This window comes from Microvirga arabica, from assembly GCF_016811235.1.
GTDB lineage: Bacteria > Pseudomonadota > Alphaproteobacteria > Rhizobiales > Beijerinckiaceae > Microvirga > Microvirga arabica.
This window is the reverse complement of the sequence record NZ_JAFBID010000026.1, coordinates 1-13,165: the sequence shown is the minus strand read 5'-3', so window position 1 is coordinate 13,165 and position 13,165 is coordinate 1. Positions and strand designations below refer to the sequence as shown.

Genomic DNA, 13,165 nt, shown 5'->3' with positions numbered 1-13,165 from the left:
CCGGCCTCACCTCGGGTGAGATGCATATCGTCACTCGCTACTCACAACTCCGCCCTATGATAGCAGGTCCGGGCCTGTCGGCAGCCCTCCCCTAACGTGTGCGGCTGAGGTCGACCGAGACCTGCGACAGCTCGGTCCCCTGGGAGCGGATACTCACCGTCTGGCGTGATCCGCGGGTGCTCATCGCAATTCCGGCCGAGAAGCCAGGACCTTCCGCGACAGCATCGATCCGGCCCGTGTTGACGCGGCCAGAGATCCTCCCCGAGAGGTTGCGCGTGGTCTCCGCCCATGAGCCTCCAACGCGGCCCCCGTCGTAGTTGATGTCCGTCCGCAGCTCGAAGGTATAGCTGTCGCTGCCACAGCGAAGGTTCTGCCGTAGGTTATTGCCGGCGGATGCCACAGCATAGGCGGCCTGGCAGCGGAGGCGCTCCGTGGTGCCGTTCGACAGCGCAATCGTACCGCTGCCCGTCCAGGATCCGGCAAAGCCGGCAAAGGGGCCGGGTGAGGACGCGCTGCTCTGCGCACGGACTGATGACCCAAGCAGCAGGAACACGAGCGCGCCCGCAAGCAGCCCGTGTGCACGCGCGAGGGTGTCATTCCGTCCTTTCGGCACAGCTCGGCCCTTGTTCATGCCGTATCGCCGCAGCGTAGCGCGAGCACCCCAGGTTGGCGATGCGGCACGAGTGACACTGTCCGGAAAAGCTGGCGCGGCCCTGATGGCGGAGCACGAGCTGGGCTAACGCGCGCCCCAGCTGGAGGGACACCCAGTCCCAAGCTGGCACACCTTGTCCAGAAGACTCTGGACGCTATCTCAGCTCGAGCGTGCGGCCCTGATCAACCCCCTCATGGCCCTCGTGCCGGAAAGGCCCCTCTCCCGGGGCCTTTCTTTTTGAATAGCCTTCCCAGCGGTTGCATCAAGCCGTGGGCGTGGTGTCCGCGGGGATTGCAACGAAGAGCCGGTCGAAGTCAGCCGGGGCATGTTGCAGCCCGTCGGCGTCGGTGATGAGGACGTCTCTCACACCCTCGGCGATGAGAGAGCGGGCTTTCTCCACCGCGGCGGCTGCGCTGTCGCAGGTGATTGCCACGGCTCCGTTCCCGGTGTTTCCGGTTACGACAAAGAACATGCTGCCTCCCTTCGGTTGCACACTCAGATGGGTCGTCCGCGGCCCACCCATCTGACGATCACCTCAGCCGTCGAAGACGAGCAGGCCGGTCGATAACAGGCGGTGGTTCAAGATGAGCCATCGACCTATTTCGCGGACGATAAGATGTTGATCCGCCGCAACGGATCACCGCTTGCTCGCGCGCATGGCTTCCCGCTCGGAACGCTCGATCATCTCAATCAACGACCTGAACCTCATCGGAACACCCTGTTGCAGGATACTATCGTAACAAGCTCGGAGCGAATGCCCTATCGTGACAACCAGATTCTCCTTCGAGGAATGAAGGCCGTTCTGGAGAACAGGGTCCCAAGACATCCTTCTGATTGGGCTCATGCCAACTCTCCCAAATGATACCAGGCTTTTCTGACCGTCAGCGCTGACGGACAATTTGAATGGGGAACTCACACGGAACGGGCCAAGTTTCAGCTCTGCATTTCGTGGACATCGACCGGAACTTCAGAGCCAACCGCAACAAAGCAATATTTGTCAGCAACCGAGCGCCTTTCCTCCCTGGATCCTGGTGTGTTGGGTTTACAGGTTTCGGAACATTGGCTTCTGGACCAGGAGCCCGCAGACGGCAACATGACTTCGCCGCCATTGTTCAATCAATACGCTCCAGATGCCTCGAAGGCCTCTCAGCGAGGAGCCAAGCCGGTCACTCCGCCGCAGAGGCCGTTGGGGGGATCTGAAACGCTTCGGCCTCGGCGGGGCGGCATGCTCCCGTCAACGAGCGGATCTTTTGTGCGAGATCTGCCGCCCGGTACGGCTTGTAGAGAAGGTCAATGTTCTCAATCGGCTCGTCGCCGTCCACATAGCCGGTCGTCAGGAGCACCTGAATCTCAGGCATCTCACGCCTGATGAGGCGCGCAAGACCGATCCCGGTCAGTTCGCCCGGCATGCGGATATCCGAGAACACGAGATGGACTCGTCGATCCGCCCTCAGAAGCCGGGCCGCTTCATCGCCGGAAGCGGCCTCCATCACGCTGAAGCCGAGCGAGTGCAGCGTCGAGACCGCCACCTGGCGAACAACGGGGTCATCCTCAACCACCAGAACGTTTTGCCCGGCACCAAACGAGTTCGGCACGGTGTCCCCTGGCTCAGGTGATCGCTCCACGGCACCTCTCACACGAGGCAGGAACATGCGAATGGTCGTGCCAGCGCCCGGCACGCTGTCGACTTCCACGTGGCCATGCAACTGCTGAACGAAGCCATACACCATGCTGAGCCCGAGGCCTGTGCCCTTGCCGCTCTCCTTCGTGGTGAAGAAGGGTTCAAAGACGCGCTGCACGACCTCTGGCGGCATGCCGATTCCTGTGTCGCTGACCGCGATCATGACGTACTCGCCAGCGGCGATGGCCGTGCCTTCTTCCATGAATCGGTTCTCGACGGCAATCGTCAGATCGCCGCCATCCGGCATGGCGTCGCGGGCATTGACCGCCAGGTTGAGGAGCGCCGCTTCGAACTGGGCCCGGTCGACCTGGATCGGCCAGATGGCCTCCTCTGACAAGAGGCTCACATTGACGCCTTCGCCGAGCGTGCGCTGCATCAGATCGAGCAGTTCCGGCAGGAGGGTCTTCACGTTGATGGTCGAGACCTGCAGGGGTTGACGGCGCGAGAAAGCGAGGAGCCGGTAGGTTAAGCCGGCACAATGTTGTGCGCTCTCCATCGCCATCCGGACGCGCCGCTCAGCCTTGTCATTGCCCTGGATCGATTTCTTCAGCAGGTCGAGGTTGCCAATGACAACGCTCAGCATGTTGTTGAAGTCGTGAGCGATGCCACCCGTGAGACGGCCGATCGCCTCGAGCTTGCTGGCGTGCAGCAGGTTCTGCTCCATCTGCTTGCGCTCGGTGATGTCGAACCACATGCCAAAACATTCGCCCGGCCGGCCATCGTCATCGCCCATGAGCACGGTCTGGTCGAGGAAGTGGCGTTCCGTGCCATCGGCACAGCGCCAGCGATACTCGAGGGACGCTGTGCCGTCCTCAGGAAGCCGCTGGAGTTGGGTTAACACCCGCTCCCGATCCTCGGGATTGAGCCGGGAAGCCCAGAAATCCGGCGGCTCAAGAAAGGCCTCAGGGGGAAAGCCGGTGATACGCTCAATGCTCCCGCTCGTGAAGTGGAGATGCCGATGATCCTCCTGCCCGGAGGCGGTGTAGAGTGCGATCGGCAGAGACGCGAGGACAAGGGACTGGTGCTCCTCACGGCGGCGCAGGGCCTGCTCCACCTTCAGCTTCTCGCTGCGCACCCGCAGGTTCTCCATGAGAAGACGGCGCTCTTCTTCGCTCTGCCGGCGAATTTCCTCCGTTTTGCGGTAGAGGTCGACGAAGATGTCGACCTTCGACTTGAGGATCACGGGTTCGATCGGTTTGAACACGTAGTCGACGGCGCCCGCCGAATAGCCGCGGAAGACGTGTGCCTCGTCCTTGTTGTGGGCGGTCAGGAACAGGATCGGCACCCGCGCGGAGCGCGGACGGTTGCGGATCAGGCTTGCAACCTCATAGCCGTCGAGCCGCGGCATCTGCACGTCAAGGAGAATGACGGCGAAGTCTTCCTGCAGGACCTGGCGCAAGGCTGCCTCGCCGGAATCGGCCGTGACGATCTCGAGCCCAGGCGAGCGCAGCATTTCTTGTGCGGCCATGAGGTTCCTGCGATCGTCATCGACCACCAGGATCTTCGCGAGGATGGGCTCAGACGAGGCATGAGCCAGACCCGGAGGGAACGCGCTCGGGCTTGCCCTCATCAACTTAGCATCTTCCATCATCACCTCGGCCCGATCTTGAGGATCTTATCAGGAAAGACCTTCCTGTCTGCTGCATGGCAGTTGAACCAGTCATGAAGGTCGGCAGGTAGTGCCCCGGCGGGCCAGAGCGTGACAGATAGGCCCTTTCGCTCTTCTGATCCGGGCTGGTCAAGGTCCAGTGCTGGTCCGGAGAGAAGCGTGCTCCGGGGACGCTTATCACCAGAGCTGTCAAAGGTATGGGAGCGCTTTACCGCAAGACGGCGAGCAGACAAAGGGCCGGCATGCAGATCAATCCGGAATGTCTCTGGCATGCAGCCGCTCTCGATCGCATCATCTGCAGAGATCGGTCCGAAACTCTCAACCAGAAATTTACAAAGATCAGTATGCTACCACCTTTGGTCGAGACTGTTGGGCCAGCGATCAGTAGCGTGGGATGACTGGCCCAAGGGCTACTCGCGCCAACCGGTCGTCAACGTCGCCAAGCATACTGAAATGTCGTTCGTGGGTTGCCGGAGCAGCCAAAGAGCGTTAGCAACGCTTCCTCACCGTCTAATTGCCAAGCCACTTCGGAGGAGCCTCAATGCCCCACGAAGCGTATTGTATTGCATATCGAGATAACCGCTGGTCTGTCCTTCATCGTGGCCGGGATCTCGGTGCATTTTACCTTCGCACCAATGCCTTGAAATTCGCGGTCAGGGCCGCGCACTCATCGACGGCGCAGAACTGCCCCAATGTGTACATTCTCGACCGCAGCGGGGATTTTTATACCGTGTGGAACGGGGGCAAGGACCTCATCAGCTTGGTTGCTTAGAACCGCAGCACTTTACAGCCTCGCTCGCTAATCGGGCGGACACGCGACCCAAGTGCGGAGGAGCACAAGCGTGGGAGCTTGTTTTGGCTCCATCCCTCGATCTATGCCACGACCGTGCTGGCGCTCCAGCTTGAGCGGCGATAACCTCGCAAAGCTCGCCTGACATGTGCGTGAGGCACCCGTCTTTTCGAGGTGCCACACCGATCGAGCAAGCCCTGGCTCTCGCCATTGCCCTGGTGCGATCCTCGCCAGTGGTGTCCTGCTTAGATCACCACGACGTTCCGGAGCACGGAGGCGAGCAAAATCCTGTCAAGCGGCACGCAGAGCCACGAGCGTAAAGCACGCTTTCGGCTCTTGCTGCTCCAATCGCCTCATTGCTCCCGCTAGTCGAGAACAGAAGCGTAGGTGAGCCTCCATGAGGAGACGCTGCTTCTTGGCCTGAGGTTGAGCACCCACGTGACTGTCGCGCATAAATCTCTCGGCGGCAGCGTGAAGATCGTCCGCAGCCGCTTCAAGGCCTGGATCCCGTTCGAGCATACTGATCAGGTCGACAAGGAGCGATGCCAGATCTCTGACGTGGATCGCTCCGCCGCCCTTTTCAATCCCGGACAGCACTCGTTCGATCGTGCCAAGCTGTTCGTTCACGCGTTTGATTGAAATCATGAAGGCCATAGGTTGGTGCCATCGGAGCGGACTCAGCCGTCGGCCCCCTGCTGGCAGTATCGAGAGAATGCGCCGGTATGGTTAACCAACACTTACCAGACTCGTCGCCTCATCGTTTTTGGCCCGCAGCCCTTGGAAGTGAGATCAAGAGCGGGAGGCTGGATCACCGGGTCTGCCGGAGTTCGGCAGCCAGGCTCCACGCCGTTAACCACCTTGTTGATGGCATGTTCAATCGGGTCGCCTCGAGCGCCTGCTGACCCATGTGAACGGAACCCTCGGGTCGGAACTCACGAATGGATTTGTATGTTCACTCACAAGCAGATCTGGGCCGCTTTTGACGCCATTGCCGAGGCCGAGGGGATCTCAGTTTCTGCTTTGAGCAAGAGGGCCGGCCTAGATGCAACCGCCCTCAATCCCTCGAAACGCTTCAGCCGAAGCGGCCGTGAACGATGGCCATCCACCGAAACACTTTCCAAAGTTCTCAGTGCGGCCGGCATGGATCTAAGGTCCCTCGCGGATATCATCGACAGTCTTCCCACGGACGACACGCCGGGCGAATCGCAGCAGGGATCAAAGGCCAAAGCGAAGAGGCTCCGGCGCAGGTGAAATCATCGCGAGCATCCGTCCCGTGTTCGAGGTACGGTAATGTCTACGGGACAGGTGCATTAGGAAGCTGCAGTCAGTATCCGTGCAGCAGCCTTCATGCCCTCCTGGCCCGCGCCAGGTTGCGCTCACTCCGCCGCCGAAGTGAGCGGGCCAACTCTCTTGCGAGATCAACCTCGAGATCCACAGTGGTGCTCTCTGCGCCTTCATTGGAGATTGAGCTTGCTGTCGGCTGGAGAGCCGCCGTGTCGGACCTTCCATTTCCTTCAAGCGATGGTTTGTCCATCGGTGCTCGAACTGAGGAAATGCTTGACGGACTCACGATCATTGGCGCCCCAACGGAAGGGACCGCTGCCGGGAGCGTAGGCGCAACAGACCGGCTCTCGAGAGCATCCAGCAAGCTGTCGAGCGCCAGGTTTGAGAGTTCAACATCATGCTGCTCTGGAAACCCCTGAAGAGCCAAGGAGCGATTTAGATATCTCGCATCATCCGTTACCTCAGGTCCGAACCACGGCGGGGGAGTGAACGCCTCCGCCCCAACGTCGGCTACGAACTCTACCGAGATCAGGTCGAGCGGCTCCGAACTCACGAGATGATCGGTGAAGATGGCTTGTCCAGCGACAGGGAGTTTGGACCGCACGTATCCGAGCTTGCCAGCGACAAAATCCAGGAGTGCGGCTGCGTGGGCGTGCGGGATCTCCGTGTGTTCCTCAACCGGCGCAGCGCCAGGGTCCCTTGTGACAAGCACAAGATAGACCTTTCCGCCGGCAAGGTGGACATGCACGCTCCGCTCCAACTGGTCGGGGAAATAGCCCTCGATAATCCTTTCGCCACTCCGCTCCTTGCGAATGAGCCGGGCCAATGAAGGTGCGATCAGAAAGCGTCGAGTCGGCATGCTGCCCCCCTGTTTGGTTGAATGTGTCACTGGGCTATTCGCCCAACAGGCGCTATGCCGCCCGCAATGAGGTGCCTGCGCGGCGATGATGATGGTGGAGCCAAGGCTTCAGAGACTGCCAATTCGATCTTTGAAAGATTGGGCTTTCTCGTAGGCCTTTCAGTGTTTCACGAGGGATGAACGTTCCGGTTGACCAATCCTGCTCTCATTGCCGCGTCGTGCGCCGACGTTGCCAGAGCGCCGGTGTTGTCGCCGTAGGCGTTTCATGAGAGCGATGGAGGCAAGCATCGTGCGTTCAAGCTGGCTCAGAGTAGCATCAGCATCAAACGACGGGGACAAATTCTTTCGTTCCAGCTTCATCTCGCGTCTGGTTCCGTTTCTTGTTTGACATCCAAGACTGATGAGGACAGTCATCGGGCGGCAACTAAGCGGTGCAGTACGGCTGGATTGTGGCGGGCCAGGCTCACTGGCTTTGACCAGACGTTGAACTCGACCCGCCGATGTGACGAGAATCGCAGCTCAATCGGAGTCTTTCGTCCGGATGAGGGTGGATGATGTCGAGGCATGCCATATAGTTGCCACATTCCTTAACCGAATCTAACCCTGACTGGGAACAGGAATATGTGATGGGTAGGATGTTCACGACGCTCGGGGCTTCAGTTGTCGTCCTCGCAACCCTTACCAGCAGCGTGGCAGCGAAAACTGTCTTCTACGAGATCAACGGCCAGCGTTATTCGTACGACACCAACAATCGCCAGCAGGCGACGGCTGCCCGTCAGCAGATTGAGGCGGCAAAGGCCGTTGAGTCAGCCCAAGCGAAGGCGGCAGCAGAACGCGCGAGCAATCCTCTGGTTGCCATCTTCGGGTCGCAGGCACAACGAGAGGCTGCCGAGGCTCAGGCGCAACTCGAGAAGATCATCGCGGACCAGCAGCAGGTTGCCGCAGCCCGCAAAACTCAGCGAGCGGTGCCGACTGCTAAAGATGACAGTGTCGCAAAACCAGCTGGCGAAAAGGCTGGAGAACCAGCCGAAGGCAGCGAGCGTCAGCAGACGGCCCTCCGCGGTGCAGTCGAACCAGCCAAATCTGATAATGCCTCGAAAGCCGCAATCAAGTCGATCTCCCTTGATGCCGAGACCGGCATCAAAACAGTTATCAGAGTGGATGGCTCGATCCACGAGGAGCTGTTCGATCCGAGTGTTCTGTCAACGCTCGACCCCGATCAGCGCTCTGCAAGCGCGATAAGCAGTGTGGCCGGGACCGGTCAGCCCTATAAGGGCTCACCGGATGACACAACCGGTTCCACCAGCCTGCACAGAGCCACGCTTGGGCTGAATGCAGGTGCTGACCTACGTGGCGGACTTCTGGCGAACTAAGAGCGATCCCCGGAACTCAACCATGCTGCCGCGTCAGAGCAGCCTGATGGCCGCGAGATCACAGGTTCGCGGGAGCTCTTCTCACGCATCAAGCGGCAAAGCGAAGATTGCCGTGCAGCCAGATGCTCCGCCGACCTGGTTTAAGTGGCTGGGCCGCCGACAGGTGTTCACGGAAGCGCTGATGCGCATGAACCAGCAAGCGCAGCTTTCGCGCGATCGGCTGTGAACACGCAGCCCGGTCCGCAACCACAGCCTCCGCGGCAGCGTACAGGTCCCCCGTTGCGGCCTCAATGCCGGGATTTCGTTCGACCAGTCCCATCAGCTCAAGGAGCTGTTGCTGCAGGCTGTACAAAGCGTCCTCCCCACCTCCTTGCTGGATCGTCAGCAGGATTGGGTGAAGCCGGCTGAGCATCTCGTCGACTGCGTTCTCGAATGTGGCTTCCGTCATGGCCATCACCCCATAAGTTCGAATCGGCAAACTGATTTGTCAGCAGGCTGGCTCGCGCAGATTGCCGAATGGTTAAGCGGCGGCGACCAAGTTCGCGTGAGCGTGCGCTCCAGCCAGCCGATACAGTCTATCACGCAGTGGAGACGGCTCTTTGATCGGTTCTATCGCTGCGCTATGACCGCGACAGGAGACCAGATCCGCTGGAGGATGGGTGCAGCCACAATCCCGCTGATCAAGGCAAGGGCGGCCACGATCAGCCCTAGGCGTCCGTACCAGATTGCCCGTTCCCTGCGTCGCATGCGAAGCCAATCGTTTGTTGCGCTCCCTGCAGTTATAGGCCGTGATCGCCGCCAGCCAACAGCTTGACGTTCGTCGAAGGGCATCACGGTGGACGCATACACTTCCCATTTCCGGGAGGGATTCTAGAGCGGAGCCTGTATCGGGCGTCGAGAGCCGTGGCAAAAGCCATCGCTACTAAGAGCGGGATGGAAGCGGGCGTGCGACAGCACTCTCAGTGAATGTCTCCGGCGAGATCGCTTGTGGGAGCAAGATCAATTCGGCAGATCCGGGAGAAACAGCCTTTAGTCAGTCGACGCCTTCGCGGCGACCGGGAGATCGAAATCCAGAGAGAGGGAGGGACCCACCGGCTGAACCGGCAAGGCCTCGGACTTCGCCCACAGGTTTGCCGCCCGCTCAAGCAGGATTGTGCAGGCAGTCTGGAGTTCCGGGTCCGTCGCAAAGGCCTTTCGGCTCTGGAGAGCGAGCACGACGCGACGGCGATAGAAACTGGGGAGGGCTACCAGGGTCGCTTCGATCGAGGAGCGCTGAGACCCTCTGATCTCAGCCTCTTCGGCGATCTGGTCGATCACCGCATGAAGATCACCGAGGTGGAACGCCAGATGCGATGAACGGTTATCGAGTGAGTTCGTCACCAGTCCTGTCCTGCTTTTGGCCCGCGGCACACGATTGGGCAGATAATAACCTATGTAAGCAGCACCAGGTTCCGACAGCGCTATTCACTGCGGCAACTTGACCGTTCGGGCGGAACAGCTGTTGCTAAGCCACGCGCCGGCCCAGCAACGGCTGTTCTCAGGCTGCCCCGCGAGTGCGGGACTGCAAGAGCACTTGATACGCCTCGAGCAGGCGCCTGCCTGCCCTACCCCGCTCCCGCTCGTGACCCGAAACCCGAGACGTGGAGCACGAGTTGTGAGGGGCTGCCATCAGGGTCCAGTGCCACAAGCCTTCGCCGGGACCATGTTCGATCCGGTAGACGCGGCCAATGACCTGATCCCCGTCTAATGCGGTGAGGTCCTGAGGCTGCCAGAGAGCGTCAGGGATGGCATCGCGGGTCAGCTTCCATGAGATTTGCATCCAACCAGTCTCCTTCTGACTCCGTTACGCTACGGGCTTGGAGCGAACGACAACTAGAAGGTCCGTTAGCTCACATCCAACATCCGACAGTGGAACCAGAGCCCGCTCAGACACAGTCCGCACACATCCGTGGCGGCGCGACCATCGGGCAAGGCCTAGGAGAATCAGGATCAGCAAGGGAAAGCACCTTTCTGCTGGTGACCGACGCAAGCATCGGCGCGCCGCAAAATGCAGCTCGATAAGGGGCCGCCCGGAGGGCGACCAAAGATGAGGCAGACCGCCAGTATCGAAAATCACGCTGGCTCGATTGAATCTAGAGCGTACCGGATCGACAGAAAGTGCAGCGACGCCGACCCGCCCATGAACTGGGAGCATGGAATACTTTGAACGCGTTTACACCTTGTTAAGGATTACTTCCGTCGAAGAGCAGTCTGCACCATGCCTGTCCCTCAGAGCAGCATTGCCGACTGACGAGACCACCAATCAATCCATCGGCGCTTGGTCCAAGGACCGGAAGCATCTCCGAAGGCATTATGCTGATCAGATATCTCAGCAACACACGGCGTGAACCCTGCAAGATGCGACATGGCTGGAGGAGGTTCGTAGGGGTTCCGTCAAGCAGTCGCCGTTACGTCGCTCTCAGGCCGTGCCACGCGACATTGTCTGCCTCCAAGCGCCCTGTTGAACACAGGTTGTTCCAGGGGTACTGCCCCTCGTTGCCCAGGGCGCTCAATCCGTTCAGGCTGCGAACAACTCGCATGGTCCTCTCCCCATGTGCAACCGAGAGGCAACAGGAAGGGGCACGAATCCCCCAGCGGTCCCGGGCCTCACCTGAGCGGAGAGGTGTTTGGGAAGCTCATGGCAGAGGCGCTTCAGTTCCAGAGGGAGAACAACCCCTAAATCCCCACTCTTGGACAGCCCCACACTGATTGATTTGTCAGGCCTTGGCTGTGCTGGAAGGAACACAGAGGGGCTGAACGCAATCGATCAGATGCTGGCCAGCAGAAGGCTTGCCCCGACGAAGGAAGTGACAGAGGCCGTAAAGAGGATCGTTGCCCGCTGAAGTGATGGGCCAGGGTCAGCGAGGCCCGTTGAGACTGAAGTGGTGTCTTGAAGGTGCCCCGAGATTTGAGGGTGCTGCATCGACCTTTCCTATCTTATGACTGACGACGTATCGTCAGCAAACGCAGATGGTTGGCGGCCTATTTCCTCGCAGAAATCACAAAAATATCCTGCAGTCGCCCGAACCTGAGAGGACCCAAGCGCATGTGGTCGACTGTCTCTCCCTGTCAGACACCAGTTTGATAGTCCTTCCGCTTCTCTGGTCGAAAGGACATTCTCACGCCAGCTTGCCTTCGTAGAATAGGCTGCTTCTCAGCCGAAGGATTTCGTGCATGCCGTCTGCCTTGCCTGAGCTGAAGAGCTTGCGTGGATTGCCTTCTTCAGGTCCTTCCTGGCATCAGCAGCCCGCTCATGCAACTTGTTCGATATTTCTCGCACCATGATCTCAGACAGGATAAACTTCGCTGATCCCGACTTGAACTGAGACATCCGAGCAAGCAGCCCACTTTCGAGCCGCAGGCCGTCTGCAACGAAGATATTCGTGTCCAGGGTAATCGCGTCGTCCTGCATTCGACAGGTCCATAGATGTTCGCCGCTCGGAATATCAGATTCCGAGGCTTTTCACAGATCCCGATATCCTTGCTGGCGCAGCTCCTCGGCAATTTGGGGCCAGCGCAAGATCTGCTCCTGATTGAGCGCCGGCATTATCAACCAAACGCAGCTTTTCCTTTCCAGCTAAGGTTTTGCGTGAGATTCTGATCTCGTGTTCGATGGCAGGATCGGGAGGTCGCAATGGATCTGCCTGTGCGTGAGGTACTGGCGAGGATCACCACGGTGCCAGACATGGTCCGAGCCTTCCGGGACGAGGACCATTGCCGGCGCTTGCTCGAGGCGATGATCTGGCCTAACGGGAGGATTTGCCCCGCCTGCGGCTACCGGCGGTCCATCGCACTGATGGGCAGAGAGAACGGGAAGCGTGCACGGCCCGGGCTGTATCAGTGCTCGAACGGCACCTGCCGGTTTCAGTTCACCGTCACAACACGAACACCCCTGCACGCAACGAAACTTCCCCTTCGGGTCTGGCTGTCCGGCCTCTGGCTGATGCTGCAGTCGGACAAGGGCATCTCCTCCATCCGTCTGGCGGAAGCACTCGGCGTCAGCCAGCCGACGGCCTGGCGCATGGGTCATGCCCTGCGCCTGATGGTCGGACGCGAGCAGGCGCTGGATGGCGTGGTCGAGATCGATGGGCTCTATGTTGGCGGCAAGCCGCGGCGGGAGAAGAACTATTCTCCACCCGGGCGTGGGCGCAAAGGCCAGCCGAAAACCTTGAAAACACCGGCGCTTGTGGCCGTGCAGCGGCCGCCGGATGTAAGCGTCGGTGCGCCGTCTGGTGAGGTGCGGGCAGCGGTGATCGAGGATCTCTCCGAGTCCGAAGCTGATCGAGTTCTCACCGAGGCGGTCGAGCCCAGCGCACATCTGATGAGCGATGAATGGAAAGCGTTTGTGTCCATAGGCAGCGCGTTTGCCGCCCATGACACGGTTCACCACAAGGCACGTGAGTACGCCCGTGGTCCGGTTCACATCAACTCAGCCGAGGGCTTCAACGACCGGATCCGGCGCACGGTCTCTGGCGTGTTCCATCACATCAGCCCGCATCACGCGGATCTCTACTTCAATGAGATCGGCTTTCGCTGGTCGCAGCGTGTCGTCACAGGCCAAGCACCCCGCCGGACCCGCAAAGGACGGCCGGTGACCAGAACTTTGTGGGCGCGAATACCTCCTGCGCTGCAGCTCCCAGCAGTGTTTCGCTTCGCCATCGGGCGCGAGATGCGGCGAACGAAGGCCGGTGGGATCGACCTCGTCTCGAAAGTAGCTGTCTTTGGTTGATAATACCGGCGTATAATCAGGAACAGATCTTGCGCTGACCCCAACGAGGGCTGGCTGTATCTGGCCGTGATCCTAGAGCATCGGACGCTTACACGGACGCATAGCCAGCGGCCTTGAGGAAGTTCCAACATTCTTGCGGCTCAAACAAA

At 60.0% G+C, this 13,165-nt stretch carries 13 protein-coding genes; 3 read left to right on the top strand and 10 right to left on the bottom strand.

Annotated elements, in window-relative coordinates; all coding sequences use genetic code 11:
* Positions 1-91: 91 nt before the first annotated feature.
* The 4 genes from JQC81_RS14730 to JQC81_RS14715 form a co-directional block, all read right to left on the bottom strand.
* A complete protein-coding gene (locus JQC81_RS14730) occupies positions 92-631 on the bottom strand; it encodes a hypothetical protein (protein ID WP_203272560.1) in 540 nt (179 codons plus the stop codon).
* A gap of 283 nt (positions 632-914) precedes the next feature.
* Entirely contained in the window at positions 915-1,124 is a 210-nt protein-coding gene (locus tag JQC81_RS14725) for a hypothetical protein (RefSeq protein WP_203272559.1), read from the bottom strand.
* Positions 1,125-1,289: 165 nt separating this feature from the next.
* The gene (locus JQC81_RS34345; protein WP_376772409.1) at positions 1,290-1,478 is read right to left on the bottom strand and encodes a NepR family anti-sigma factor; all 189 of its coding nucleotides are present in this window, start codon (positions 1,476-1,478) and stop codon (positions 1,290-1,292) included.
* A gap of 340 nt (positions 1,479-1,818) precedes the next feature.
* Complete coding sequence (locus JQC81_RS14715) at positions 1,819-3,903, bottom strand: response regulator (protein ID WP_246520426.1); 2,085 nt, start codon at positions 3,901-3,903, stop codon at positions 1,819-1,821.
* A gap of 1,216 nt (positions 3,904-5,119) precedes the next feature.
* Here JQC81_RS14715 and JQC81_RS14710 point away from each other — a divergent pair.
* Complete coding sequence (locus tag JQC81_RS14710; RefSeq protein ID WP_203272556.1) at positions 5,120-5,371, top strand: hypothetical protein; 252 nt, start codon at positions 5,120-5,122, stop codon at positions 5,369-5,371.
* Positions 5,372-6,077: 706 nt separating this feature from the next.
* Here JQC81_RS14710 and JQC81_RS14705 read toward each other — a convergent pair.
* Positions 6,078-6,875 (bottom strand): CYTH domain-containing protein, encoded by a 798-nt coding sequence (locus JQC81_RS14705; RefSeq protein WP_203272555.1) that lies wholly within the window; start codon positions 6,873-6,875, stop codon positions 6,078-6,080.
* 635 nt (positions 6,876-7,510) lie between these two features.
* Between JQC81_RS14705 and JQC81_RS14700 the strand changes: the two genes are divergently transcribed.
* Positions 7,511-8,248 (top strand): hypothetical protein, encoded by a 738-nt coding sequence (locus JQC81_RS14700; RefSeq protein ID WP_203272554.1) that lies wholly within the window; start codon positions 7,511-7,513, stop codon positions 8,246-8,248.
* Positions 8,249-8,336: 88 nt separating this feature from the next.
* Here JQC81_RS14700 and JQC81_RS14695 read toward each other — a convergent pair whose 3' ends face one another.
* The 5 genes from JQC81_RS14695 to JQC81_RS14680 all read right to left on the bottom strand — a co-directional run bounded on the left by JQC81_RS14695 (position 8,337) and on the right by JQC81_RS14680 (position 11,699).
* Positions 8,337-8,702, bottom strand: a complete 366-nt coding sequence (locus JQC81_RS14695; protein WP_203272553.1) for a hypothetical protein — start codon at positions 8,700-8,702, stop codon at positions 8,337-8,339.
* A gap of 575 nt (positions 8,703-9,277) precedes the next feature.
* Complete coding sequence (locus JQC81_RS14690) at positions 9,278-9,628, bottom strand: hypothetical protein (protein ID WP_203272552.1); 351 nt, start codon at positions 9,626-9,628, stop codon at positions 9,278-9,280.
* 157 nt (positions 9,629-9,785) lie between these two features.
* Positions 9,786-10,067 (bottom strand): hypothetical protein, encoded by a 282-nt coding sequence (locus JQC81_RS14685; RefSeq protein ID WP_203272551.1) that lies wholly within the window; start codon positions 10,065-10,067, stop codon positions 9,786-9,788.
* A gap of 628 nt (positions 10,068-10,695) precedes the next feature.
* Complete coding sequence (locus JQC81_RS33865) at positions 10,696-10,827, bottom strand: hypothetical protein (protein WP_281400281.1); 132 nt, start codon at positions 10,825-10,827, stop codon at positions 10,696-10,698.
* Between the two features lie 614 nt (positions 10,828-11,441).
* Entirely contained in the window at positions 11,442-11,699 is a 258-nt protein-coding gene (locus tag JQC81_RS14680) for a PIN domain-containing protein (protein ID WP_203272550.1), read from the bottom strand.
* 222 nt (positions 11,700-11,921) lie between these two features.
* Between JQC81_RS14680 and JQC81_RS14675 the strand changes: the two genes are divergently transcribed.
* Complete coding sequence (locus JQC81_RS14675; protein ID WP_203272549.1) at positions 11,922-13,016, top strand: IS1595 family transposase; 1,095 nt, start codon at positions 11,922-11,924, stop codon at positions 13,014-13,016.
* Positions 13,017-13,165 lie beyond the last annotated feature (149 nt).